The following is a 22,491-nucleotide window of genomic DNA, read 5'->3' as shown; positions in this document are numbered from 1 at the left end:
GCCCGCCGTGCTGGAGTACATCAAGCTCGAAGTCCGCCGTACGCTGCGCGATCCCGGCTTCATCATCTTCGGCACCGGCATGCCGGTGCTCATGTATCTGCTCTTCACCAACGTCGGCGGCGGCACCGGCCCGGACGCCATGGAGTGGAAGACCGCCTCCATGGTCGGCATGGCCGCGTACGGCGCGCTCGGCGCGGCCGTCGGTACGGGCACGGGGATCGCCGAGGACAAGTCGCTCGGCTGGCTGCGCCAGCTGCGTGTCACCCCGATGCCGCCCCGCCGGGTGGTGCTGGGCCGGGCGATGGCCGGTTCGGTGACCGTCCTGCCCGCGCTGCTCTCCGTACTGGCCGCGGGCGGTCTGGTCAACGGCGTACGGCTCGCTCCGTGGGAATGGGCCGCCCTGGTCGTGCTGTTGTGGGCCGGCGCGCTCCCCTTCACCCTGCTCGGCATCGGAAACGGCTACCGGCTCACCGCGCAGACGACCGGTGTGGTGAACGTGGGCTGTCTGATGCTCCTGTCCGTGGTCGGCGGGCTCTGGTTCCCGATCGACGCCTTCCCCGGCTGGCTGCGGACGGTCGCGGAGTACACCCCCGCCAACCGCTTCGCCGATCTGGGCTGGTCCACCACGCGGGGCGCGGCCCCGGACGGGCTGACGGTCGCGGTGCTCGCGGGCTGGTTCCTCGTCTTCGGCTCGTACGCGGTGTACTCGTACCGCAGGTCGGCGAGGACCGCGTGAAGACGGCACGGGACCGGTGCGGGCAGCCGGGCCCACGGAGCCGAGGCAGGCGGCCGGGACCGCCCAGCGGCTACGCGCTGCTGCCGTGGCTGCTGCTGGGTCTGGGCTCCTTCTCCCATCTCGTCCAGGGCGAGACGCCCAACCCCTGGTTCGGCGCCATCGGCCTGCTGGTCTTCAACTCCCTCTATGTCTCGGTGGTGTTCCGGTCCTTCGACCGGGCGGCGCGGGACAGCCGCGCCACCCGCTGGACGCTCGTGGTGATGGGGCTGATGACCTTCGGGCTGGCCGGCGCGTACGGCGGCAGCTGGCTGCTCTTCCTGCCGCTGTTCGGACTCGCCTGCGGCAGTGTGCTGCGCGGCCGGGCTCTCGCGCTGGTGGGGATCCCGCTGACCGCCGCGGCCGGGGGCGTCGCCGCGTACCACGACGGGTGGGGCGCGGTCAGTGTGGCGTACGGGACGTTCATCTCGACGATGGTGACGGCCGCGATCCTCACCCTGTCCGAGACCGTCGTCGAGCTGCGCGACACCCGCCAGGAGCTGGCCCGTTCGGCGGTGGAGCGGGAACGGCTGCGCTTCTCGCGCGATCTGCACGATCTGCTCGGCCACACCCTCTCCGTGATCGTGGTCAAGGCGGAGGCCGCGCGCCGGGTGGCGCCGCGCGATCTGGACGCGGCCCTGGAGCAGGTCTCCGACATCGAGTCCGTCGGCCGGCAGGCGCTGACCGAGGTCAGGGAGGCCGTCACCGGCTATCGCGAGGGCAGTCTCGCCACGGATCTGGACCGGGCGCGCTCGGCGCTGGCCGCCGCCGGGATCGAGCCGGTCGTACGGCAGTCGGGGCCGCCGCTGGAGCCGTGGGCCGAGGTGCTGCTCGGCTGGGTCGTACGGGAGGCCGTCACCAACGCCGTACGGCACAGCGCGGCGACCCGGTGCCTGATCACGGTGGACGGCTCGCCGGAGCGGATACGGCTGACGGTCACGGACGACGGCGCGGGGGCGACGGTACGGACCGGGGCGGCCGTACGGACCGGGGCGGCCGAGGACTCCGTTCCGTACGGCGGTACGGGGCTGAAGGGGCTGACCGAGCGTCTCGCGGCGGCCGGCGGCTCACTCGAAGCGGGCCCGGTGGCGGGCCCGGCGGCCGACGCCGGGGCGGGGGCGGGGGCGGGGGCCGGGACGGGCGCGACGGACCCGGCGGTGCGGGGCTTCCGCGTGACGGCCGAACTCCCGGCCGGCACCGCGTCCGCCACCGGACACCCGCGTGACACGTCGTACCAGGGGCGGTGAGCATCCCGCCCCGGCGTCACGGCCGGTCCGGCCGCGCCGGAGCGGGTCCGCCGGGGACTCCCGGCTCCGGGGCCCGTGGCATCGTCCGCCCCGCCCTACGCTGTGCTCGTGACGGAGATGCCGCGGGACCACAGACCTGCCACGTGCGTACGCGTCCTCCTCGCCGAGGACCAGGGCATGATGCGTGGCGCCCTCGCCCTGCTGCTCGGCATGGAGGCGGACATCGAGGTGGTCGCGCAGGTCGGGCGGGGCGACGCCATCGTGGACGCCGCGCTCACCTCCCGGCCCGATGTGGCGCTGCTGGACATCGAACTGCCCGGACTCAGCGGTCTGGACGCTGCCGCGGCACTGCGCGACGAGGTGCCCGACTGCCGGGTTCTGATGCTGACCACCTTCGGCAGGCCCGGCTATCTGCGGCGGGCCATGGAGGCGGGGGCCGCGGGCTTCCTCGTCAAGGACGGGCCGGTGGAGGAGCTGGCCGCCGCGATCCGGCGGGTGCTGACCGGCGAGACCGTCATCGATCCCGCCCTGGCCGCCGCCGCGTTGAGCGCGGGGCCGAGTCCGCTCACGGCGCGGGAGCGGGATGTGCTGAACGCGGCCGTGGACGGGGCGACCGTCGCCGATATCGCGGACCGGCTGCGGCTGTCCGAGTCGACCGTACGGAACTATCTCTCGTCGGCCATCGGCAAGACCGGCACCCGCAACCGCATGGAGGCCGTCCGCACCGCCCGCGGGCAGGGCTGGCTGTAGGGCCGTTTCCCCTGTCCGGGTACGGGTGTTACGGGTTCGAGGACCGGCGCGGCAGCCACAGCACCATCAGGACGACCCCCGCCAGCAGCACCCCGCTGCCCGTCCTGAACGCCAGCGCGTACCCCTCGGTCAGCGCTTCCGGGCTCGTGCCGCCCGCCGTACGGGACGCCGCCACCGTGGAGAGGACCGCAAGACCGAGCGCGCCGCCCATCGTCCGGGAGGTGTTGATCAGGCCGGAGACAAGGCCCGCGTCGCCGGCCGCCGCGCCCGTCGTCGCCAGCGCGGCCAGGGGTGTGGAGGCCAGCCCCATGCCGGTCATCATCAGGAGGCCGGGGCCGAGGATCGACGAGAGATACGTTCCGTCGGCGGTCATCGTGGACTGCCAGCCGAACCCCGCCACCGCCATCAGCGTGCCGAGCACCGCCAGGTTCCGGGCACCGACCCGTGGCATCAGCCGGGGCGCCAGCTTCGAGCCGAGCACGATGCTCAGCGAGCTGGGGATGAGCGCGAGCCCGGCGTCCAACGGCGTGTATCCCAGCACGTTCTGGGCGTAGACCGTCATGAAGAACCACATGGCGAACGAGGCCGCGCCGCAGACGAACATCGCCGCGTTGGCGGCGGACACGGCCCGTACCCGGAAGAGCCCGAGCGGCATCAGGGGTGCCTTCGCCCGCGCCTCCACCGCCACGAACGCGCCGAGCAGCAGCGCGCCGCCGAGCAGCGGCAGCAGCGTCGCCGCCGCTCCCCAGCCCTGTTCCTCGGTCTGCACGATGCCGTACGCGACCGTGGCGAGCCCGGCCGTGACCAGCACCGCGCCGGGCAGATCGAGGCGCCGTACCCGCTCCGTACGGGACTCGGTCAGCCAGAGCGCCGCGCCCGCCAGGACCAGCACCCCGACCGGCACATTGATCAGCAGCACCCAGCGCCAGGACAGCAGGTCGGTGAGGACGCCGCCGACGAGCCCGCCGGCCGCGCCACCGCCCGCGCCGACCGCCGACCAGGTCCCTATGGCCCGGGTCCTGGCGGCGCCTTCCGGTACGGCGGACGTCAGGATGGTGAGCGTCGCGGGCGCCAGTACGGCCGCGCCGAGCCCCTGTACGGCGCGGGCGGCGAGCAACTGCCAGCCCTCCTGGGCGAGTCCGCCCGCGAGGGACGCCAGGGTGAACACCGTGAGCCCGGTCAGGAACATCGCCTTGCGGCCGAAGAGATCGGCGGCCCGTCCGCCGAGCAGCATGAATCCGGCGAACGCGATCGAGTAGGCGTTGAGCACCCACTGCAACCCGGTGCCGGAGAGCCCGAGGTCCGCGCGCATCGAGGGCAGGGCGACATTCACCACGGACACGTCGAGGACGACGAGGAACTGCCCGGCGCAGGCGGCGAGGAGCACGGCCCAGGTACGGGCCGGCCGCGCGGGCGCGGACAGATGGACGGCGTCGGTTTCTGCGGGGGCTCGGACCATGGCGGTCATGGTCGCAGGCGTCGAACGGTCCGTACATCGGGATTTCGGCGTAGGCCCCGGGCCCGCGCCCCCGGACGCCCCGGACGCCCCGGACGCTGCGGCCTCCGCGAATTCGCCGACGGCGGAACGCCGTTCTCTTCCCGTCGGGCGCGACGCTCCGCCACCCTGGGAAGGTGAGCAGCCACGCGACCGACCAAGCCCGCGTCATTCCCCTGCGCCCGGTGGCGGCGGCTGCCGCGCCGGCCCCGGACGCCGCCGCCTCGCCGCCCGCGGGGACCGGGGAACCCAGAGAGCCGCTGTGGCGGCACCTCGTGGGTGATGTGCTGCGGCGCGAGCGCCTCGCCCAGGAGCGCACGCTCAAGGATGTCGCCGAGGCGGCCAGGATCTCGATGCCGTACCTCTCCGAGCTGGAGCGTGGCCGCAAGGAGGCCTCGTCGGAAGTCCTCGCGGCCGCCGCCCGCGCCCTCGGCCTCGGGCTGGCCGATCTGCTCGCCCTGAGCCACGGCGAACTGACCCGTCTCGGCGGGACACACACGCGCCGGGCCCACCCCCGTCAGACCCGGATCAGTCCGTCCACTGTCGGCCAGGAGCGGCCGGGGCTGCCGGGGCGGCCCGGGACGCGGGGCGGCGGACGCGGCGGCCCGGGGTCGTACGAGGCACGCCTCCTCGCCGCCTGACGCTCCCCTACCTGCCCGGGACCGGCGCGGCCCGCCTGCTCAGGACCGCGTCGGCCAGCCCGTACGCCACCGCCTCGTGCGCGGTGAAGACCTTGTCGCGGTCCATGTCGGCGCGGAGGGTCGCGGGGTCGTGGCCCGTGTGCCGGGAGAGCACCTCCTCGATCTCGGAGCGGATCCTGAGCATCTCCTTCGCCTGGAGACTGAGGTCCGAGACCGTCCCCTGCCGGCCGCCGCTCGCCGGCTGTCCCAGCAGCACCCGGGCGTGCTCCAGGACGAACCGCCGCCCGGTGTCGCCGCCCGCCAGCAGCACCGCCGCGGTCGAGGCCGCCTGCCCGACGCAGAACGTCGAGATCGGCGCGCCGACGAAGGTCATCGTGTCGTAGATCGCCATGAGCGAGGTGACCGAGCCGCCCGGCGAGTTGATGTAGATCGCGATCTCGCGCTCCGGGCCCGCCGACTCCAGGTGGAGGAGCTGGGCGATGACCACGTTGGCGACGCCGTCGTCGATCTCGGTGCCGAGGAAGATGACCCGCTCGGACAGCAGCCGGCTGTAGATGTCGTACGCCCGCTCCCCCTGCGGGGTGCGCTCCACGACGGTCGGGATCGTGTACTGGCTCATCTCCACCGCGTACCGGCTCTCCACCGCGTGCCGGCTCTCCCTCGTGTACTGGCTCATCTCAGAGTCCGATCCGTCGCCGCGAACCGGCCGGGCGTACGTCGTCGAGCGACTCGACCACGCGGTCGACCATCCCGTACTCCCTCGCCTGCTCGGCCGTGAACCACCGGTCCCGGTCGCCGTCGCGGGAGATCGTCTCCTCGGTCTGGCCGGTGTGCTCCGCGGTGATCCGCTCGATGGCCTTCTTCGTGAATTCGAGGTTCTCGGCCTGGATGGCGATGTCGGCGGCCGTCCCGCCGATGCCGGACGACGGCTGGTGCATCATGATCCGCGCGTTCGGCAGCGCGAGACGCTTGCCCCGCTCCCCGACGCTCAGCAGGAACTGCCCCATGCTGGCGGCGAACCCCATGACGAGGGTCGAGACGTCGTTGGGGATCAGCCGCATCGTGTCGTAGATCGCCAGCCCCGCCGTCACGGAGCCGCCCGGACTGTTGATGCAGAGGGTGATGTCGGTACGCGGGTCCTCCGCCGACAGCAGGAGCAGCTGGGCGCAGACCCGGTTCGCGGAGACCTCGTCCACCTGGGTGCCGAGGAAGACGATCCGCTGCATCAGCAGCCGGGCCGCCAGCTGGTCGTCGAACCGGGTCGGGGGCGTGTCGTCGGCGGTGGCCCGCGGGTCGAGGGCGGGGTTCCCACCGGTGAGGAGTGAGGGCATCGGGTCCTCCGTAGGTCGTCGGGTGGCGCGGCCGGCTGGTGGCCGCGGTCGTGCCCACTCTCGGTCCCGCCGGGTGCCCGCCCAAGGGTTCTCGGCCCGTGGCAGATTCGCCGAGGGCAGAGCCGGGGGCGCGTGTCCCGTGTCTGACGGAGCGTCAGAAAAACGGGCGAAAGGACCGGAGTCGTCTTCCGGCGCCGTTCGCATCGCGTTCGCCGGAATATCGCGGCCGGATGGAAGGTTTCATCCTGCATCCACTTGCGGTCACGCACCCACAGCGCCTGTCACGCACGTCACAGCTGCCCTTACTTCCTGCCCGGAGGACGCACGTATGCCACCGACGACGACCGATCAGTACGCCGGGGAGCTCCCGGATCCGTCGCCCCGCCAGGCCGGCGGGATCGTTCCCGTCCTCGCCTTCGCGGGCATCACCGTCGCGGTGATGCAGACCCTGCTCGTGCCCGTCATCAAGGACCTGCCCGTCCTGCTCCACACGGCACCCGCCAACGCCACCTGGGTCATGACCGCGACGCTGCTCGCCGGCGCCGTCTCCACCCCGATCATGGGGCGGCTCGGCGATCTCTTCGGAAAGCGGCGGATGCTGCTCGCCAGCCTCGCCGTCATGGTGGTCGGCTCGCTGATCTGCGGATTCACCGACGACCTGGTCATCATGATCGTCGGCAGGGCGCTCCAGGGCTTCGCGATGGGCGCGATACCCCTCGGTATCGGCATCATGCGCGACGAGCTGCCGCGCGAGAAGCTCGGCTCGGCGATGGCGCTGATGAGCTCGTCCATAGGCGTCGGCGGCGGGCTCGCGCTGCCCGCCGCCGCCCTGGTCGCCCAGAACGCCGACTGGCACGCGCTGTTCTTCGGCGCGGCCGGACTCGGCGTGCTGTCGATGCTGCTGACCGTCCGGTACGTACCGGAGTCCTCGGTACGGGCCAACGGCACCTTCGACTGGCTCGGCGCGATCGGGCTGTCCGCCGGGCTCGTCTCGCTCCTGCTGCCGATCACCAAGGGCAGCGACTGGGGCTGGGGTTCACCGACCACGCTCGGGCTGTTCGGCCTGGCGGTGGCCATCCTGCTGCTGTGGGGCGTGATGGAGCTGCGCAGCGCCGCCCCGCTGGTCGATCTGCGCACCACCGCCCGGCGTGAGGTGCTGCTCACCAACCTCGCCTCGATCATGGTCGGTGTCGCCTTCTACGCGATCTCGCTCGTCCTTCCTCAGCTGCTCCAGCTGCCCGCCTCCACCGGCTACGGCCTGGGCCAGTCGATGGTGGTGGCCGGTCTGTGCGTGGCGCCCCTCGGTCTGACGATGATGTTCACCGCGCCCGTCTATGCCCGGATCTCCGCCCGGCGCGGCCCCAAGGTCTCGCTGATGCTCGGCATGCTGATCATCGGGATCGGGTACGGAGCGGGCCTCGGCCTGATGAACGCGGCCTGGCAGACCATCGTCATCTCGGTCGTCGTGGGCGCCGGAATCGGACTCGCGTACTCCTCGCTCCCCGCTCTGATCATCGGCGCCGTCGACCCGTCGGAGACCGGCGCGGCCAACGGTCTGAACACCCTGATGCGCTCCATCGGCACCTCGGTGTCGAGCGCGGTGATCGGCATGGTGCTGGCGCACACCTCGATCCGGACGGGGGGCGTCGCGGTCCCCAGCATGGACGGATTCCGTATCTCGTTCCTCATCGCGACGGGCGCGGTGATCGTCGGCCTGGTGCTGGCCGCGTTCCTGCCGTCGCGGCGCTCGGCGCTACGGCCCGCGCAACAGTCCCCGGGACAGGAGCCCCTGGCGGCCGGCGCCGACCGGACCGCACAGCCCACGCTGGTCGCCGGGTCGGGCGGGTTCCGCGGGCGGGTGGTGGACACGGACGGTACGCCGGTGGCGCGGGCGAACGTGACGCTCATCGACCCCCGGGGCCGGCAGGCGGGCCGGGCCACCGCCGACGAGAAGGGCCGCTACACGCTGCTGCCCCCGTCCGGCGGACGGTACGTACTGGCCGGAACGGCCACGGGGTACGCGCCGCACGCGCTCCCCGCGGAGTATCCCGGCGACGGCGTGCCGGTCGATGTCGATCTGGTCCTCGGACAGGGCGCGCGGGAGCGCCGTACCACCGTCGCCCCCTGACCCGCCCTCACCCCCGGCAGCCGGCCGGCCGGGGGTGTACGGCAGCATGGGCGACCACGTTCCGTACCACGGTTCGTGCCGCGCTCCGCACCACGGTTCGTACCACCCATCGCACCAGCACGAGGAGAGCCGATGCCCCCGGCACCCGCGCCGAAGATCCTCGCGGCCTTCGAGGCCGCCAAGGGGTTCATGCCCGTCCATGAAGGGCTCGCCCTCTACGCGGCGGCCACCGAGGCGGGCGCGCTCGGGCTGCCGCTGCTGGAGATCGGCACCTACTGCGGGCGCTCCACCCTGCTGCTGGCCGCCGCCGCGCGCGAGGCCGGTACGGTCGCCGTCACCGTCGACCACCATCGCGGCAGCGAGGAGCAGCAGGTCGGCTGGGAGTACCACGACCCGTCCGTCGTCGATCCGGACACCGGCCTGATGGACACGCTCCCGACGTTCCGCCGCACGCTCCGGGCGGCGGACCTGGAGGACGCGGTGATCGCGGTCGTCGGCCGTTCGCCGCAGGTCGCGAAGGTCTGGGGCGGTCCGCTCGGACTCGTCTTCATCGACGGCGGCCACACCGACGAACACGCCAACGGGGACTACGAGGGCTGGGCCCCGCGTCTCGTCGAGGGCGGGCTGCTCGTCATCCATGACGTGTTCCCCGACCCGGCGGCCGGCGGGCAGGCCCCGTACCGCGTCCACCTCCGGGCCCTGGCCTCCGGCGCCTTCACCGAGGTGTCCGTGACCGACTCGCTGCGCGTCCTGCGCCGTACGGCATCGGGAAGCCCCACTGCACCGGCAAGTCCTACGGCACCGGCCGGCTGACCGGCCGCGCTCCCCGGCCCACACCGCCCGACGGTCTACCATCGCGACGGTGTCGTACGACGAGAGTCAGCAGCCCACCCGCGGCCGTTCCGGCCGGAGCACCCTCACCCTCGCGGTCGCCGCACTGGTGCCGACCGCCGTGGCGGGGTGGCTCGTCTGGCAGGGGATGAGCGGCCCGGACGGCGGTCCGTCCGCCGCCTCGGTGGCCGGCGCCGCCGCCTCCTCCTCCGCCTCCGGTGACACTCGGGACGACGACGTTCCCGGTGGCACCACCCCGGCCGAGCCCTCCGCCCCCGCCCGACCACTCGCGGGCAAGGTCGTGGTCATCGACCCCGGTCATAATCCGCGCAATCGCGACCACACCGCCGAGATCAATGAGCCGGTGGATATCGGAACAACCACCAAAGAATGCGACACCACCGGCACCTCCACCAACGCCGGCTACCCCGAGGCCGAGTTCACCCTCGACGTCTCCCACCGCCTGCGCGCTCTGCTCGAAAAGGAGGGCGCGACGGTCACATTCACCCATGACGACGAACGCCCTTACGGCCCGTGCGTCGATGAGCGCGCCCGTATCGGAAACACCGCGAAGGCCGATGCCGCGATCTCCGTCCACGCGGACGGATCGGCTCCGGGCAATCGCGGATTCCATGTGATCCTCCCCGCCCGGGTCAAGGGCGGAGGAGCGGACACCACGGCCATCGTGGGCCCCTCGCGCGATCTCGGCGAACACATCGTGGGAAATTTCGTCCGCGAGACCGGCGGCTCCCCCGCCAACTATCTGGGCGAGGGCACGGGTCTCGACGTACGCGCGGACCTCGGCGGGCTGAATCTGTCGACCGTGCCCAAGGTCTTCATCGAATGCGGCAATATGCGCGATTCGTCGGATGCCGCGCTGCTCACCGACGCGAAATGGCGGCAGAAGGCGGCTCAGGGGCTGGCGGCCGGAATCCGCGGATTCCTCAAGAAGTGACAACAGTGACGACAGTGACGACAAGAAGTGGTGAGCGGGCGAGACGAACGGGAGCGGTGAAGCGGACGGTGCACGAGAGACAGGAGTGGTGAACTCCGCCCAGGGGCCCGCGTAACGGGCGTATACCGGCCCCCGATACCCGGCAGACGGCCGGAACGGGGAGACGATACATTCATCCGTACGATAGGGAGCCGCCCCCGAGCTTCGCACCGTGTACCGCCAGACCGGCGGCCGCGACGACCGCCCCGACGCAGACGACAGACGAAGGACTTTTCACGTGAACATCCGCTCCCTCACTCGAGGCGACGGCGTGGTGATCGGAGCAGCGGTGTTGCTCTTCATCGCCTCGTTCCTCAATTTCTACGAGTCCAGCTTCAGCACTGGCGTGAATGCCTGGGACTTGCTGGGCGTCGTGATGAGCATCCATCTGGCCGGGGTCATCGCCGCGGCACTGATCGTCACCGCCCGCGCGCTGCCCCAGCCGCGGAAGGTCGTGGGACTCGACCTCGGTCAGCTCGGTGTCGCCCTGTCGGTCTTCGCGGCCTGGACGGGCCTCTGGTACCTGCTCGGTGACGGCAGCGCGGGCAGCGGTCTGATCCTCGGCTTCATCGCCGCGCTGATCCTGGCGGGCGCCGCCGTCGCCACGCCGGTCGTCCCGGCCCTGAAGGCCGCCCTCATCGGCGCCCCGAAGCCGCAGACCCCGCAGCCGTACGGCGGTCAGCCGGGCATCCCCGGCCAGGGCTACGGCTACCCGGCCGGGCAGCAGCCGTACGGTACGCAGGGCCAGCCGCAGCCGTACGGCTCCCAGGCGGGCCAGCCCGCCGCCGCTGCCGCGGCGCGGCAGAGCGGCCCGGCCCAGGGCGGCCCGGCCCAGGGCGGCCCGTCGCAGGGCGGCGCCGCTCCCGCCGGAGACTTCTCGCCGTTCTGGTTCGCCGTACCGGTGGCCCGCCCGCTGTTCGGTGAGGACGGCTCGCCGTCCCCGATCGCCGAGCTGGCCCCCGGCACCTGGTACCTCGCGGTCGAGCAGCGTGGTCCCGGTCTGGTGGCCCAGACGCAGGACGGCCGGCGCGGAGTCCTCCAGGACACGTCCGGCATACAGCGCGGCTGATCACGCGCCGCGGTATCCCAGCGGTACGACGACGGCCCCCCGCCTTCCGGTGGGGGGCCGTCGTCGTGTGCCGTGTGACGTGCGCCGCCGCGACGTCCGGGGCGATTCGAACGGATCACCGATAACCCATGGGTTTCCGCCGGGCGCGACCGGTAACACGGTTGACATGGCCACACGACATCGCAGTGGAAGCGGCTCCGTGGCGACGATCATCATCGTCGTCGCGGACATCATGGCCTTCATTCTGGGCCTCTGGATCCTGATGTTCCTGCTGGACGCCAACCGCGCCAACGACCTGGTGGACTTCATCCAGGGCGCGGCCCGCTGGCTCGCCAGTTGGTCCTACGATCTGTTCACCTTCAACGAGGCCTGGGCGCGCGTCGTCTGCGGCTACGGTCTCGCCGCGGTCGTCTATCTGCTGGTCGGCCACGGCATCGCGGGCCGGCTGCGCCGGCTCTGATCAGTCACCGGTCGGCGACAGCCGATCAGCGGCAGCAGTCCGGCTCCAGGCCGAGCGGCAGCCGTTCGCCACCGAACACCGCGGTGGTCGCCTCGTCTCCTCCCAGGGCGGCCACCGCGAGCAGCAGCGACCCCGCCGTCCAGGTGGTGAGTTCCTCGGGCCAGAAGGCCCGATGGCCCTCGAACACGTACCCCGTCCAGTACATGCCGCCGTCGGCGCGCAGGTGCTGGATGGACTGGAGGACCTCCAGCGCCCGGTCGGACTCCCCCATCACCCAGAGCGCCAGGGCGAGTTCACAGCTCTCGCCGCCGGTCACCCAGGCGTTGGGCAGGACACAGCGCACCCCCAGGCCCGGTACGACGAAGCGGTCCCAGTCCGCCGCTATCCGAGCGGTGGCCCGCGCTCCCGTCACCGCGCCGCCGAGCACGGGGTAGTACCAGTCCATCGAGTAGGCACTCTTGTCGAGGAACCGCTCGGGGTGGTCGCGTATCGCGTGCCGCAGCGCGCCCGTCGCCAACTCCCAGTCCGGCTGCGGCTCCTCGCGTTCCTCGGCGATCGCGAGCGCGCAGCGCAGCGCCTGGTGCACGGAGGAACACCCGGTCAGCAGCGCGTCGCCGACGGCCGTGCCGTCCGCCTCGCGCTTCCAGCCGATCTGGCCGCCGGGCTGCTGGAGTGCGAGGACGAACTCGATCGCGGCGTGGACGACGGGCCACATCCGGTCGAGGAACGCGTCGTCGCCGGTGGCCAGATAGTGGTGCCAGATGCCGACGGCCACGTAGGCGCAGAAGTTGGTCTCGCGGCCCCGGTCGCCCGGCGGCATGGCCGCGGTGCCGGTGTACGGCGAGCCGTCGGCGTACGGCGTGCTGTCGGCGTACGCCGCGTACCAGGAGCCGTCCTCGTTCTGGTTCCTGGCCAGCCACTCGTACGCCCGCGCCGCCGCCTCGGGTTCGTCCGCGGCGTCCAGCGCCATGGCCGCCTCGGTGTGGTCCCAGGGATCGAGATGGTGTCCGCGGAACCACGGGATCGCCCCGTCCGGACGCTGCGCCGCCAGGATGCCCGCGACTGTCTCGGTGGCCTGCTCGGCGGTGAGGACTCCGGGCAGGACGAGGTGTTCCGTAGCACGGGGGCCACGGCCGGCCAAGGTCACTTGGCGGCCACCGCGGACGCGGCCGGCAGGTGCGGCTTGGTCGCGTAGGCCACGAAGCTCTTGCCCACGACGGGGTTGAGCAGTTGTTCGGTGAGCCGGGTCGCGAGGGGCTTCTTCATGATGTCCCAGACCAGCAGCTTGTGGTACGCGCGGACGGGCAGCGCCGTGTCGTTGTCGACCCCGAACGCGCACTTGAGCCACCAGTACGGCGCGTGCAGCGCGTGCGCGTGGTGGGTGCCGTACGGCTTGAGTCCGGCCTCCCGCATCCTGCCGAGCAGTTCATCGGCCTTGTAGATACGGATATGGCCGCCCTCGACCTCGTGGTACGCGTCCGAGAGCGCCCAGCACACCTTCTCCGGGCCGTACCGGGGCACGGTCACCGCGATCCGTCCGCCGGGACGCAGTACGCGCACCATCTCCGCCAGGACGCCCTTGTCGTCCGGGATGTGCTCCATGACCTCGGAGATGATGACGACGTCGAAGGAGGCGTCGGGGAACGGCAGGTTGAGCGCGTCGCCCTCCATCGCCGTGGCGGTGGCGCCCTCGGGGGCCTCCCCCGCCTCCTTCATCGCGGCGAACCACTTGGCGACCTCGCGGATCTCCTCGCCGTTCCGGTCGAGGGCCACGACCTGGGCGCCGCGCCGGTAGCACTCGAAGGCGTGCCGGCCCGCGCCGCACCCCAGGTCGAGCACACGGTCACCCGCGGCGAGCGGGAAGCGGGTGAAGTCCACGGTCAGCACTGGGTCGTCCTGCTTTCGCGGTCGGAGGGGCGGGCGGCCGAGGGGCCGGCTGCCGAGGAGCGGGCGTTCGGGGAGCCGGCTTTCGGGGAGTGCGCGATCGCCGCGCGGTACAGCTCGGCCGTGCCCTGTGCGGCCCGCGCCCACGTGAAGCGCCGCAGCACCCGCTCGCGGCCGGCCGCGCCCAGCCTGGCGCGCAGTTCCGGGTCGTCGAGCAGCCGGCCGAGGGCGTGGGCCAGCGCGCCCGCGTCGCCCGGGGGTACGGCCAGGCAGGTCTCCCCGTCCACGCCCGCGACCTCGGGGATCGCGCCGCCTGTGGTGGCGACGAGCGGGGTGCCGGTGGCCATCGCCTCGGCGGCGGGCAGCGAGAACCCCTCGTACAGGGACGGTACGCACGCGATCCGCGCGCCGCGGACCAGATCGACCAGCTCGGCGTCGGAGACGCCCTTGACGAACTCGACGGCGTCTTCGAGTCCGTACCGTTCGATGGCCTGCGCGACCGGGCCGTCCTCGGCCCGTCTGCCGACCACGACCAGATGGGCGCCGGGGTGTTCGGTGCGGAGCTTGGCGAGGGCCTCGACGAGATGGACGAGTCCCTTGAGGGGGACGTCCGCGCTGGAGGTGGTGACGATACGGCCCGGGATCTCGGGCACGGCCGGGTCCGGCGAGAACAGCTCCGTGTCCGCACCGATGTGCACGACCTCGATACGGTCGGCCCGTACTCCGAGATGGTCGGTGATCTCCTGCTTGGAGGAGCCGGAGACGGTGAGCACCGAGGGCAGCCGCCGCGCGACGCGCTTCTGCATACGAGTGAAGCCGTACCAGCGGCGTACGGAGGCCCGGCGCCGCCAGTTCTCCGCCGCCTCCAGATCCAGCCGCCGGTCCACGGTGATGGGGTGGTGGATGGTGGTGACGAGAGGGGCGCCGAGGTTTCCGAGGAGGCCGTATCCGAGCGTCTGGTTGTCATGGACGACATCGAACTGCCCCGCGCGGGCGGCCAGATGGCGCCTGGCCCGCAGCGAGAACGTCAGCGGCTCCGGGAAGCCGCCGGTCCACATCGTGGCGACCTCAAGGCCGTCGATCCAGTCGCGGAACTCGTCGCGCCCCGGGGTGCGGAACGGATCGGGCTGCCGGTAGAGATCGAGACTGGGCAGTTCCGTGAGCGGTATGCCCTCGTCGAGCACGGGGTACGGCTGGGCGCCGATGACCTCGACGCTGTGTCCGAGGCGGGCGAGTTCACGGGACAGGTGCCGGACGTAGACGCCCTGGCCGCCGCAGAACGGGTTTCCCTTGTAGCTGAGAAGGGCGATGCGCAGGGGCCGGTCGCCGCCGCTCTCCGACGGACGGTCACTTCCGCCCCGGGGCCCCGGTCCTGTGCCCGCCTCTATGGCCTCAGCGGTCACTCTCGGCCCCCTGTCTCACTGCGCTCTCCGCGTTTTCGCCGGAGCGTAACCGCTGTCCACAATCTAGAACAAGTTTCAGAGTTGTTCGTCCACGGCTTCGAATCTACCGGCAAGTAGCGTCGCGGCACCCGCCGGAGCAGGTGATTCGTGCCACGGCGGGTGTCTGCCATGCTGTGCGGTCCGGAGGCGGCGAAGCATGCGGACGCGTTCAGCGGACGCGTTCAATGGAGTGGGACAGATGGCTGCGGAAATCAGACCGGCGTCACCCCCGCTGACGCGCCGCCAGGAAGCCAGGCGCCGCAGGATCCTGGACGCCACCACCGTGCTGGCCTGCCGGGGCGGTTTCGACGCCGTGCAGATGCGCGAGGTCGCCGAGGAGGCCGGGGTCGCGCTCGGGACGCTCTACCGGTACTTCCCCTCGAAGGTCCATCTGCTGGTCGCGACGATGCAGGATCAGCTGGAACATCTGCACACCACCCTGCGCAGGAGGCCGCCCGCGAGCGACAGCCCGGCGGAGCGGGTGGCCGAGACGCTGCTGCGGGCCTTCCGCGCGCTCCAGCGGGATCCGTATCTCGCCGACGCGATGGTACGGGCGCTGACGTTCGCGGACCGTGGGGTGCGCGACGAGGTGGACCGGGTCATCGGACGGACGACGGCGATCATCCTCGACGCGATCGGCCCGTCCATCGGTCCGCAGGGCCCGACGCCCGAGCAGCTCTCCGCCGTACGCGTCGTCGAGCACACCTGGCACGCGGCCCTGATCACCTGGCTCTCGGGCCGGGCCACGATCGCACAGGTGAAGTCGGACATCGAGACGGTCTGCCGGCTGATCGACCTGACGGCCGCGGGACCCGGCGGGCCTGCCGTCTGACGGACCGCCGGCCGGGCGGCACCGCACGGCACCGGGCGACTCCGGGCGACACCGGCCGGCGCCCGGCGGCACCGGGCAGGTGTTCTTGCTCCATCCGGTGGTCATCGCTCAAGCGGCCCGTGTGTTGTGGACGAAGGACGGGTGTTCACACCTCGCGGGTCCCCTCCGGCCGCGAGCGGTTTTCCCGCCATCCAAGGAGCATCTATGCGTCTCAGCGCGCGCTGGGCATCCGCCGCCGTTCTGCTGCTCGCCCCCCTGATCAGCGGCACCAGCGGCGGTGACGCCACGGCCGTCCCCCGGGAGAGCCTCGTCCCGGTCGAGCGTTCCTCCAACGCGGTCCCCGGTCAGTACATCGTCACCCTCAAGCCCGGGTTCTCGCCGGCCACCGTCCTGCGGCAGTTCGGCCTCTCCCCCCTGTTCACCTACGACAAGGTCCTGCACGGATTCACCGCCGCCTTCTCCTCGGCCCAGCTGTCCCAGGTGCGCGCGCTCCCGGCCGTCCGGGCCATCGAGGAGAACAGCCGGGTCACCGTCAGCCCGACGTCGACCCGGCCGGGGCAGTGGCGGGCCGAGCAGGCGGGGGCGGAACAGACAGGGGCCGCGCGGGACCGGGTACCCGCGCTGAGCTGGGGGCTGGACCGGATCGACCAGCGGAGACTCCCGCTCGACGGAGAGTTCATGGTCAACGGCACCGGCAAGGGCGTCACGGCGTACATCGTCGACACCGGGATCGAGACCGCCCACAGCGAGTTCGGCGGGCGTGCCACCGTCGGCTTCGACGCCGTCGGCGACGGGCGTATGGGCCAGGACTGCAACGGTCATGGCACCCATGTGGCGGGCACCACCGGCGGCGCCACCTATGGCGTGGCCCGTGCCGCCTCCCTCGTCAGCGTCCGTACGCTCGGCTGCAAGGGCAACGGCACCTGGGCCGGGGTCATCGCGGGCCTCGACTGGGTGGCCAAGAACGCCAGGCAGCCCGCGGTCCTCAACGCCTCTCTCGGCGGCCCCGCGTCCAGCGCGGTCGACACGGCGGTCAACGCCATCGCGGCGCACGGCGTGCTGCCCGTCGTCGCGGCCGGCAACGACGCGGTGGACGCCTGCGGCGTCTCGCCCGCCCGCGCCTCGGACGTCTACACCGTCGGCGCGTCCGACAGTGAGGACCAGGAGGCCCGGTTCAGCAACCGCGGCACGTGTCTGGAGACCTACGCCCCCGGCGTCGCCATCGTCTCCGCCAGGCTCGGCGGCGGCTCCGTCGCGCTGAACGGCACCTCCATGGCCAGCCCCCATGTCGCCGGGGTCGCGGCCCTCTACAAGGAGAGCAACCCGTCGGCCGCCCCGGAGGATGTGGCCGACTGGCTCACCGAGCGGGCCGACAAGGACACCGTGTTCCCCATCAGCACCGGCTCCCCCAACCGTCTCCTCTACACCGACGGTCTCTGATGAGGAGATGACGCGACCGTGGCGTGTACGCGGGTCGCGTACACGCCACGGTCCGGACGGGGAGCCGGGTCACTCGGCCGGGCTCACCCGACGAGGCTCACCCGACGAAGGTCACTTCACGCGGCTCACTTGATGCGGACGACCTGCGGGTCGTGGTCGCTCGCCTGGTCGGCGAACTCCGCGTTGATGTGCACCACGTCGTACACGGGCTTCTTGATGGCGGGGCTGACCAGGATGTGGTCCAGGGTCTGCGAGTTGCCGTCGTAGACGTAGCTGTAGCGCTCGTTCTTCGGCAGCTTGTTCATCAGGTCGATGAGGACACCGCCCCGGGTGAGGGTGGTGAGCGGCTTCGAGAACTGGTAGTCGTTCAGGTCGCCGAGGACGACGACCTTGGCCTTCATGTCCTTGGTGAGCAGGCCGGAGACGAAGTCGTGGACCTCCTTCGCCTGGGACAGACGCTGGGTCTCGGAGCCGAGGGTCGGCGGCTGGAAGGCGCCGTGCGTCGGCTGGTCGCCGCCCTTGGAGTTGAAGTGGTTGCCGATCACGAAGACCTGCTCGCCGCGGAAGGTGAACTCGCCCACCAGCGGCTTGCGGCTGCTCTTCCAGGCGTCCGAGGTCGGGTTGATCCGGCCCGGGGACACGGACAGCGTGATGTCCTTGCCGTGCTTGCCGGTGGTCACGACCTTGGTGGCGGTGGTGGCGTCGCCGCCGGGCCGGTCCACGAAGCCGACCCGCTTCGGGTTGAAGAGGAAGACGTTACGGATGTTGCCGCCCGGCTCACCGCCGTCGGTCTTGTCCGCCGGGTCGACGGAGCGCCAGTCGTACGCCGGTCCGCCCGCCGCCTGGATCGCGGCGACGAACCGCGCGAGGGTCTCGCCCGCGGCGACCGTGCCGTCGTCCTTGGCTCCGTTGTCGTCCTGGATCTCCTCCAGGCTCACGATGTCCGGGGTGGCGAGGTTCTTGACGATGCCCTCGGCCAGCCGGTCGAACTTGGCCTGCGGGTCGGTCGGGTCGAGGTTCTCGACGTTGTACGTGGCGACCGACAGCTCGTCGGCCTTGCCCTTCTTGGCCACCTCCGGCTTGAGTCCGCCGGACTTGACGGTGCCCAGGGTGCTCGCCTGGAGGCCGTATCCGCCGTAGCCGGAGTAGTCCAGCGGACCGGCGGTCGTACCGGCGAGGGTGTCGCCCACATTGGCCCCGGGCTTGGCGCCGGTCAGCGAAGTGACCAGCAGACGGCCCGAGTTCACCTCGTTGTACGAGGGGTAGACGGTGCCACCGCGCGGGGTCGGGTTCTGCTTGGGCTTGGTGGTGACCCACGTCTCGCCGTAGGTGTTGGAGGCGCCCACGACCCGGCTGTCGCCGATCCGGATCAGCATGCCCTCACGGGACTCGAACCAGTCCAGCGCGTACCTGCCGGGCTTCAGCGCGAGCGGCTCGATGTTGAGCCCCTTCACCTTCGGCGCGTACGTCTCGGGCAGCGTCCTGGCGTCGATCAGCTCGGCCGCCGGCAGCGCGTTGCCCTGGGAGAGCACGACGGTCGTCGCGCCGGTCAGCTCGGTGAGCGACTGGGCGCCCGAACTCTGGCCGCCCGGGTAGTACTCGGTGACCTTGGCGGTGACCAGGACCGAGTCGCCCACCTTGACCTGCGGGGTGGCCGAGCCGGTGAAGACGAAGACGCCCTCGCTGGTGGCCGGGTCCTTGTCCGGCGCGCTGTCCTGGATCCAGAAGCCGCGCGAGGAGCCGGTCGCGCGGATCGCGGTGACCACGCCCGGCACGTTGGTGACGGTCTTCCCCGCCTGCGGGGAGATCCGGGTGGTGCCCTGGATGTCGTGGATCCGCAGCTCGCCCGGGGTGGTGTCGGTGGGCGAGGGGGTCGGAGTCGGCTCGCCGCCGCCGTCGCCCGCGCCCGCGCTGTTGCGCGGGGCCGGCGTCGCGCCGCTGAAGTCGGCGGAGTTGGTGTCCGTGTCGGTGAGCGCCGCGTTACGGGCCACCGAGTGGGTGTTGTCGGCGCCGGTGGCGGGCGAGCCCTCCCGGACGGTGGCGGTGCCGAAGCCGACCAGGTCCTTGACGTTCGTGTCGGCCGCGCAGTCGGCGGCGGTCAGGCAGGTCAGCGGGGTGGTGGAGCGGACGAGCGCGACGGTGCCGCTGCTCGCCGACAGGGCGATGGTGCCGGTCGCGTCGGCGGCGGGCAGCGCGGTGTCGCCGCCGGAACCCTTGGCCTCCTCGACGAGGTAGCTGCCACCCGCGGGGATGGCGCCCTTGATCTCGGTGACCTGCCACTTGGAGGTGGGGGTGGGCGAGCCGCTCAGGTACTGGACGGACCAGCCGGTGAGGTCGAAGGGACCGTCGCCCGCGTTGCCCAGCTCGATGAAGTCGTTGGTCAGGGTGGCACCGGAGTTCCCGCCGCCGCCGTAGACCTCGGAGATGACGGCGTCCGGGGACGGCGTCGCCTGCGCGGTGAACGGCAGCGCGATGAGCGATCCGGCCAGGCCGACGGGGAGTGCCACGGCGATCGCCTTGGCACGCCGGCCGCGCAGGGCCGGGGGTATGGATGGGGACACGGTCAGCTCTTCCTTGCGAACGTGATGTGTGGGAGACGTGCGAGGCGTACGAGACGTACGAGAAGCGCACGAAGTATGAGAACCCTGAAAGTCGGCTCAAGATACGCGCGTAGACCAAGCCACAACAAGACTCCGTGCCCGCCAAATGACAAGTGTTTCCCGACTGTTCGCCGGATTTAACCTGGTTGTCGGAGAACGGGTCGCGCGGCGGGCGTGCGACCGGGCGCGGCGCCGCCGACGCCGGGCGTCCGCGAGGGCCGCTCCCCGGGCATCCTGCCGGGGAAGGGGGAACGGGGGCCGGTAGAGTGGGCGAGTCGTCATCATGCCCGTATGGGGGGAAGCCGGTGCGAAACCGGCGCTGACCCGCAGCCGTGAGCCGCCTTCCCGGCGGCGAGCCGGAATGCCCCGTACGCGGTCGTGACCGGCTCGTGCCATCGGACGCCGCCGGTGGCCGGCACCGTCGAGGAATACGCTGCCGGGAGGGGCCGCTGGTGTGCCCGCGCCCGGCTCCCGCAGGAGAGGCCCCGCCCGCCATGACCACCGTTCGCCGCTGCGCAGCGGCGCTCGCCGCATCCGCCGTGCTCTGTGTGGCGCTCGCTCCGGCCGCCGTCGCGGGGGGCGATGTACCGGCCGCCCCCGGCGCGTCCCCGTCCGCCGATCCGGCCCCCGAGCCGTCTCCGGCCGAGCCGTCCCCCGCCGAGCCCGCGCCGGTGAAGATCCCGCCGGGCCTGTACGGCGACAAGGACCCGACGTACGACGGGGTCTGGCGGCAGTCGCTGGCGATGCTGGGCCAGTTCGCGGCGCATGTCCGGCCCGCGAACCAGGCGGTGGCCTGGCTGAAGGGCCAGCAGTGCGCCAACGGCGCGTTCCCCGCGTACCGCCCCGAGCCCGCCAGGCCGTGCGACGCGAAGACGGCGGTCGACTCCAACTCCACCTCGGCGGCCATCCAGGCGCTCTCCTCCCTCGGCGGGCAGCGGCCGGCCATGACCAGGGGGATCGCCTGGCTGCGGTCCGTGCAGAACAAGGACGGCGGCTGGAGCTACACCCCCGGCACCCCGAGCGACGCCAACTCCACCTCGCTGGCGATCGGCGCGATGACCGTCGCCGGGGTACGGCCCTCGTCGGTACGGTCCGCCGCGGGGAAGAACGCCTACGACGCGCTGGTGGGTCTCTCGATCCCGTGCGACACCGCGTCGGGCGCGGACGCCGGCGGCTTCGCCTACCAGCCGGACGCGGCCGGGAAGTTGTCCGCCAACGACGACGCCACCGCCGCGGCCGTGCTCGCCGGGGTCGGCAAGCGGCTGGTGAGCGGCCCCGTGAAGGCGGGCCCCGCGCCGTCCTGTGTCCCCGCGGCGGACCTCTCGCCGGAGCGCGCGGCCCGTAACGGCGCCGCCTATCTGGCGTCCGTGCTGGCGGCCACCGGCCATCTCGACCAGCCGCCGATGCCCGGCGCCGAGGACAGCGCGCCGCTGCCCGACTTCGGGAACACGGCGGAAGCGGTCGTGTCCCTGACGGCCACCGGTTACGGGGACCAGGCCAACCGGGCGCTGGAGTGGCTGAAGCAGAACAGCGGCGCGTGGGCGCAGGAGAACGGCCCCGCCGCCTACGCGCAGTTGATCCTGGCCGCCCACGCCACGGACACGGACCCGCGCAACTTCGGCGGTATCGACCTCGTGCAGCGGCTGAACGCGACCGGCCCCGCGCCGAAGACCATCGCCGTACCGGCCTCGCCGGCCGCGGCGGCGAGCACGAGCGTCGACGAGGGCGGGCGCGCCGTCCTGTGGCTCATCGTGATCGGGCTGGTCGTGGCGGGCTACATCGGCTTCCGGATCAGCATCCGCAGAAAGACCGCCCGGCCGTGATACGCGCCCGCGCCTCGGCCCCGGCCCCGGTCCCGGCCCCGGTACGTCTCCGTACCCTCGTCTGTCTGGTGGTTCTCGCCCTCGGCGCTGTCGTCGCCGGGGCGGGGACGTCCCGGGCGGCCGGTTACCGCTACTGGTCGTTCTGGGAGAGCGACGGCGCGCGGTGGACGTACGCCACCCAGGGACCGGCGACGGCGCGGCCCGCCGACGGCGCGGTCAACGGCTTCCGCTTCGCGGTGAGCGCGGACAGCGCGGACGCGGACCGGCCGCGCGGGACACCGGACTTCGCGGCGGTGTGCGGTGGCACCCCCGCGCGGGAAGGCCACAAGCGGATCGCCGTCGTCATCGACTCCGGTACGGGCGCCGACGCCCCGGCCGGGGAGAAGCCGCCCGCGCCCCGGGCGGAGTGCGCCCGGGTGGGCGAGGACGCGACGAGCGCGGAGGCGCTGGCGGCGGTGGCGAAGCCGCTGCGCTACAACAGCGAGGCCCTGCTCTGCGCCGTCTCCGGATATCCGGCGTCGGGGTGCGGCGAGCGGGTGGCGGGCGGCGGGGCGACACAGGATCCCTCCGGAGCGCCGGAGACCTCCGGAACGCCCTCGTCGGCCTCCGCACCGGCGGCGGGCGGTTCACGCGACGGCGCGAGCGACGGGGAAGGCGGCGGCGGTCCGTCGGCCGGACTCTTCGCCGGGGCCGCCGCCGTGGTCGTCCTCGCCGCGGCCGGTCTCTGGCAGGCCCGCCGTCGGCGCGGATGA

20 protein-coding genes and 1 riboswitch are annotated in these 22,491 nt (G+C 72.3%); of the genes, 13 read left to right on the top strand and 7 right to left on the bottom strand.

Features of this window, described 5'->3' with window-relative positions; translation table 11 throughout:
- Positions 1-7: 7 nt before the first annotated feature.
- The 3 genes from ACIOGX_RS08095 (at position 8) to ACIOGX_RS08085 (ending at position 2,769) form a co-directional block, all read left to right on the top strand.
- Positions 8-736 (top strand): ABC transporter permease, encoded by a 729-nt coding sequence (locus tag ACIOGX_RS08095; RefSeq protein WP_401912028.1) that lies wholly within the window; start codon positions 8-10, stop codon positions 734-736.
- The gene (locus tag ACIOGX_RS08090) at positions 733-2,019 is read left to right on the top strand and encodes a sensor histidine kinase (protein ID WP_401911235.1); all 1,287 of its coding nucleotides are present in this window, start codon (positions 733-735) and stop codon (positions 2,017-2,019) included. The genes ACIOGX_RS08095 and ACIOGX_RS08090 overlap by 4 nt, the downstream gene beginning before the upstream one ends.
- A 117-nt stretch (positions 2,020-2,136) precedes the next feature.
- A complete protein-coding gene (locus ACIOGX_RS08085; protein ID WP_356507477.1) occupies positions 2,137-2,769 on the top strand; it encodes a response regulator transcription factor in 633 nt (210 codons plus the stop codon).
- A gap of 28 nt (positions 2,770-2,797) precedes the next feature.
- Here the strand turns inward: ACIOGX_RS08085 and ACIOGX_RS08080 are convergent, their stop codons facing one another.
- Positions 2,798-4,237, bottom strand: a complete 1,440-nt coding sequence (locus tag ACIOGX_RS08080; protein WP_383967740.1) for an MFS transporter — start codon at positions 4,235-4,237, stop codon at positions 2,798-2,800.
- A gap of 164 nt (positions 4,238-4,401) precedes the next feature.
- Here ACIOGX_RS08080 and ACIOGX_RS08075 point away from each other — a divergent pair, with 164 nt between their 5' ends.
- Entirely contained in the window at positions 4,402-4,905 is a 504-nt protein-coding gene (locus ACIOGX_RS08075; RefSeq protein ID WP_401911232.1) for a helix-turn-helix domain-containing protein, read from the top strand.
- 7 nt (positions 4,906-4,912) lie between these two features.
- Here ACIOGX_RS08075 and ACIOGX_RS08070 read toward each other — a convergent pair whose 3' ends face one another.
- Together ACIOGX_RS08070 and ACIOGX_RS08065 are read right to left on the bottom strand one after the other, a co-directional pair.
- Complete coding sequence (locus ACIOGX_RS08070; RefSeq protein WP_401912025.1) at positions 4,913-5,524, bottom strand: ClpP family protease; 612 nt, start codon at positions 5,522-5,524, stop codon at positions 4,913-4,915.
- Between the two features lie 58 nt (positions 5,525-5,582).
- Entirely contained in the window at positions 5,583-6,236 is a 654-nt protein-coding gene (locus tag ACIOGX_RS08065) for a ClpP family protease (RefSeq protein WP_401911229.1), read from the bottom strand.
- Between the two features lie 328 nt (positions 6,237-6,564).
- Here ACIOGX_RS08065 and ACIOGX_RS08060 point away from each other — a divergent pair, with 328 nt between their 5' ends.
- The 5 genes from ACIOGX_RS08060 (at position 6,565) to ACIOGX_RS08040 (ending at position 11,718) form a co-directional block, all read left to right on the top strand.
- The gene (locus ACIOGX_RS08060; protein WP_401911226.1) at positions 6,565-8,364 is read left to right on the top strand and encodes an MFS transporter; all 1,800 of its coding nucleotides are present in this window, start codon (positions 6,565-6,567) and stop codon (positions 8,362-8,364) included.
- A gap of 132 nt (positions 8,365-8,496) precedes the next feature.
- Positions 8,497-9,177, top strand: a complete 681-nt coding sequence (locus ACIOGX_RS08055; RefSeq protein WP_401911223.1) for a class I SAM-dependent methyltransferase — start codon at positions 8,497-8,499, stop codon at positions 9,175-9,177.
- A 49-nt stretch (positions 9,178-9,226) separates the two neighbouring features.
- The gene (locus tag ACIOGX_RS08050; RefSeq protein ID WP_401911220.1) at positions 9,227-10,150 is read left to right on the top strand and encodes an N-acetylmuramoyl-L-alanine amidase; all 924 of its coding nucleotides are present in this window, start codon (positions 9,227-9,229) and stop codon (positions 10,148-10,150) included.
- A 277-nt stretch (positions 10,151-10,427) separates the two neighbouring features.
- Positions 10,428-11,258, top strand: coding sequence for a hypothetical protein (locus ACIOGX_RS08045; protein WP_401911217.1), 831 nt, complete (start codon positions 10,428-10,430; stop codon positions 11,256-11,258).
- Positions 11,259-11,424: 166 nt separating this feature from the next.
- Positions 11,425-11,718 (top strand): hypothetical protein, encoded by a 294-nt coding sequence (locus ACIOGX_RS08040; RefSeq protein WP_129768747.1) that lies wholly within the window; start codon positions 11,425-11,427, stop codon positions 11,716-11,718.
- 25 nt (positions 11,719-11,743) lie between these two features.
- On the opposite strand, the gene ACIOGX_RS08035 is transcribed toward ACIOGX_RS08040, so the two are convergent.
- The 3 genes from ACIOGX_RS08035 to ACIOGX_RS08025 are packed head-to-tail and all read right to left on the bottom strand — an operon-like array spanning position 11,744 to position 15,005.
- Positions 11,744-12,859, bottom strand: a complete 1,116-nt coding sequence (locus ACIOGX_RS08035; RefSeq protein ID WP_401912022.1) for a prenyltransferase — start codon at positions 12,857-12,859, stop codon at positions 11,744-11,746.
- A gap of 2 nt (positions 12,860-12,861) precedes the next feature.
- A complete protein-coding gene (locus ACIOGX_RS08030; RefSeq protein WP_401911214.1) occupies positions 12,862-13,605 on the bottom strand; it encodes a methyltransferase domain-containing protein in 744 nt (247 codons plus the stop codon).
- A complete protein-coding gene (locus ACIOGX_RS08025) occupies positions 13,599-15,005 on the bottom strand; it encodes a glycosyltransferase family 4 protein (protein ID WP_401911212.1) in 1,407 nt (468 codons plus the stop codon). The genes ACIOGX_RS08030 and ACIOGX_RS08025 overlap by 7 nt, the downstream gene beginning before the upstream one ends.
- A gap of 238 nt (positions 15,006-15,243) precedes the next feature.
- On the opposite strand from ACIOGX_RS08025, the gene ACIOGX_RS08020 reads away from it, so the two are divergent.
- Positions 15,244-15,876, top strand: a complete 633-nt coding sequence (locus ACIOGX_RS08020) for a TetR family transcriptional regulator (RefSeq protein ID WP_401911210.1) — start codon at positions 15,244-15,246, stop codon at positions 15,874-15,876.
- Between the two features lie 204 nt (positions 15,877-16,080).
- Positions 16,081-17,316 (top strand): S8 family serine peptidase, encoded by a 1,236-nt coding sequence (locus ACIOGX_RS08015; protein ID WP_401911207.1) that lies wholly within the window; start codon positions 16,081-16,083, stop codon positions 17,314-17,316.
- A gap of 125 nt (positions 17,317-17,441) precedes the next feature.
- Here ACIOGX_RS08015 and ACIOGX_RS08010 read toward each other — a convergent pair whose 3' ends face one another.
- A complete protein-coding gene (locus ACIOGX_RS08010; RefSeq protein ID WP_401911204.1) occupies positions 17,442-19,877 on the bottom strand; it encodes a lamin tail domain-containing protein in 2,436 nt (811 codons plus the stop codon).
- A 334-nt stretch (positions 19,878-20,211) separates the two neighbouring features.
- Positions 20,212-20,283, top strand: a riboswitch (cobalamin riboswitch).
- A gap of 127 nt (positions 20,284-20,410) precedes the next feature.
- On the opposite strand from ACIOGX_RS08010, the gene ACIOGX_RS08005 reads away from it, so the two are divergent.
- Complete coding sequence (locus tag ACIOGX_RS08005; RefSeq protein ID WP_401911201.1) at positions 20,411-21,739, top strand: prenyltransferase/squalene oxidase repeat-containing protein; 1,329 nt, start codon at positions 20,411-20,413, stop codon at positions 21,737-21,739.
- On the top strand, positions 21,736-22,491 hold the full coding sequence (locus ACIOGX_RS08000) for an SCO2322 family protein (RefSeq protein WP_401911198.1): 756 nt from the start codon (positions 21,736-21,738) through the stop codon (positions 22,489-22,491). The genes ACIOGX_RS08005 and ACIOGX_RS08000 overlap by 4 nt, the downstream gene beginning before the upstream one ends.

This window comes from Streptomyces sp. NPDC088147 (assembly GCF_044741565.1).
In the GTDB taxonomy this organism is placed as follows: domain Bacteria; phylum Actinomycetota; class Actinomycetes; order Streptomycetales; family Streptomycetaceae; genus Streptomyces.
This window is presented reverse-complemented; position numbering and strand designations above follow the sequence as displayed.